Here is a 1584-nt window from a genome sequence, read left to right as displayed (position 1 = left end):
CCAAGCGAGGTCTTCCGCCCGGCCCGCCAGCCGCCAGCCTTGGCCGGCGAAGGGAGCCGGGCGAATGGCCAAGGTCGAAGCGAGAAGCGGGCAGGACCGGTGCGATTATGCGCAGCGCTTCCTTATCCGCGCGCCTGCCTATCGCCTTGGCCATGCCGCGCTCGATGCCACCACCTCTTCCCAGGCAAAGGAGGACTTTGCCCGGTCATGGGGCCTTCGCTTTCCCCATCGATCCTGACCGTTCGCCACACGATGATCCCGCGCTATGGGATCCGGCGGTAGCCGCTTGCGTCGTGATCATCGACCCGGGACCTGATTTGCCGACGCCGCAGGCGCTGCCTGGCCTCCGGCAGATCGGGCAAGCCGATGACGGCACCCATGCCGTCCTGTTTGCAGGCGGGCGCACGATCCGCCTGTGGCTGCGCGGCCCCGAGCGCGGTCTGCAGCGTGGACCTCGCACAGCCTTCCATCTGCCGGACGATCCGCTGTTCGACGGTCGGCTGCGCGCCACCAAGCAGGCCCGCCTCTGGCTTGGCGGAACAGGCGGATCGGGCACGCCTCCAAGCGATCTGTCGCCCTTCCAGGCCGCACGGTTCGACCTGATGCTGCGCCTGCTCGACGCGCATGTCGCCGGCGCCACGCTGCGGGAATTGGCATATCTCGCCTATCCGGCAATGCCGCACCTGTCGGCCGCGCTATGGAAGGCCTCGAGCGAGCGCCGCGGCACCCATCGCCTGCTCACCCACGCCCTGCACTTGCGCGATGGCGGCTATCGCGACCTGCTCCGCGCGGGCTGAACCTGCCCATCCCGCGCCCAAAGCCTGCTGCGCCACCTGGCACGCGAAGACATGCCCCCCGGACAGCCCCAGCGAGAGGCCCCAACAAACAGGCCCGGATAACAGGCCAAGGGGTGACAATTTTCGGCCGTGCTTTTGCCACTCCGCGCGGGCCTCCACTGTTCGCCATTCTCGCCAGCGACACCCCAGGGCTGGCCAGCCATGCCAGCCCCGACGCTGGAGACCGATATGGAACGCGACTTTGCGGTCGTCACACCGCGCTATCTGCGGACCCCCGACGCCGCGCTGCATCTGGGCCTTTCGCCCCGCACGCTGGAAAAGCATCGCTGCTTTGGTACAGGCCCCGTCTTTCGCAAGCTCGGCGGACGCATCGTCTATGCGCTGGTCGATCTCGAGGCCTGGGCCGAAATCGGCACGCGCCGCTCGACCTCCGATCCGGGACGCGGCACCGTGCATCCCGCCAAGCGGATCGACCCCGGTGCGCCGGTGCGGCGCTAGCATGATGTCCGCAGCGCCCGACCGGACTCAGGACCGGCAACTCGATCTGTTTCGCGCGGTCCGCGGCGACATCGCGCCGCGCGACGCGCAGGACCTCATGTCCTGGCCCTTTTTCAGTCTCGCCAAGTCCAAGCGCGTCACCCCCATCCATTTCAAGATGGGCGATGTCGCGATCGCGGTGGAAGCCACCCATGAGCATGGCATGGCGACGATGTCAACGGCGGTCAGATTCCAGGCCATCGGGGCGGAGTAAAAGCAGGCCACTGTTGATGCGGGCCTGACGATATGA

General features: G+C 67.7%; 3 protein-coding genes and 1 pseudogene. All 4 read left to right on the top strand.

What is annotated here, in order from left to right:
- On the top strand, nt 1–238 hold a 238-nt coding region (locus V2I08_RS19270; RefSeq protein ID WP_349636424.1), incomplete at its 5' end, for a transcriptional regulator domain-containing protein.
- 55 nt (nt 239–293) lie between these two features.
- Nucleotides 294–797, top strand: a complete 504-nt coding sequence (locus V2I08_RS19265; protein ID WP_349636423.1) for a DUF2285 domain-containing protein — start codon at nt 294–296, stop codon at nt 795–797.
- 228 nt (nt 798–1025) lie between these two features.
- Nucleotides 1026–1295: an AlpA family transcriptional regulator gene (locus V2I08_RS19260; protein WP_037480698.1), complete on the top strand. Its 270-nt coding sequence runs from the start codon at nt 1026–1028 to the stop codon at nt 1293–1295.
- 4 nt (nt 1296–1299) lie between these two features.
- Nucleotides 1300–1509 (top strand): annotated as a pseudogene (locus tag V2I08_RS19255) (replication initiator protein A); the annotation flags it as partial.
- Nucleotides 1510–1584: the final 75 nt, after the last annotated feature.

Origin of the sequence: Sphingobium sp. MK2, from assembly GCF_040170545.1 — a bacterium.
GTDB lineage: Bacteria > Pseudomonadota > Alphaproteobacteria > Sphingomonadales > Sphingomonadaceae > Sphingobium.
Note: the sequence above shows the minus strand (reverse complement) of the source record. Positions and strands in the feature narration are given on the sequence as shown.

What these genes read in the sequence shown, in the direction of transcription:
- V2I08_RS19260 (WP_037480698.1), top strand. Translation starts at nt 1,026, where the DNA reads ATGGAACGCGACTTTGCGGTCGTCACACCGCGCTATCTGCGGACCCCC.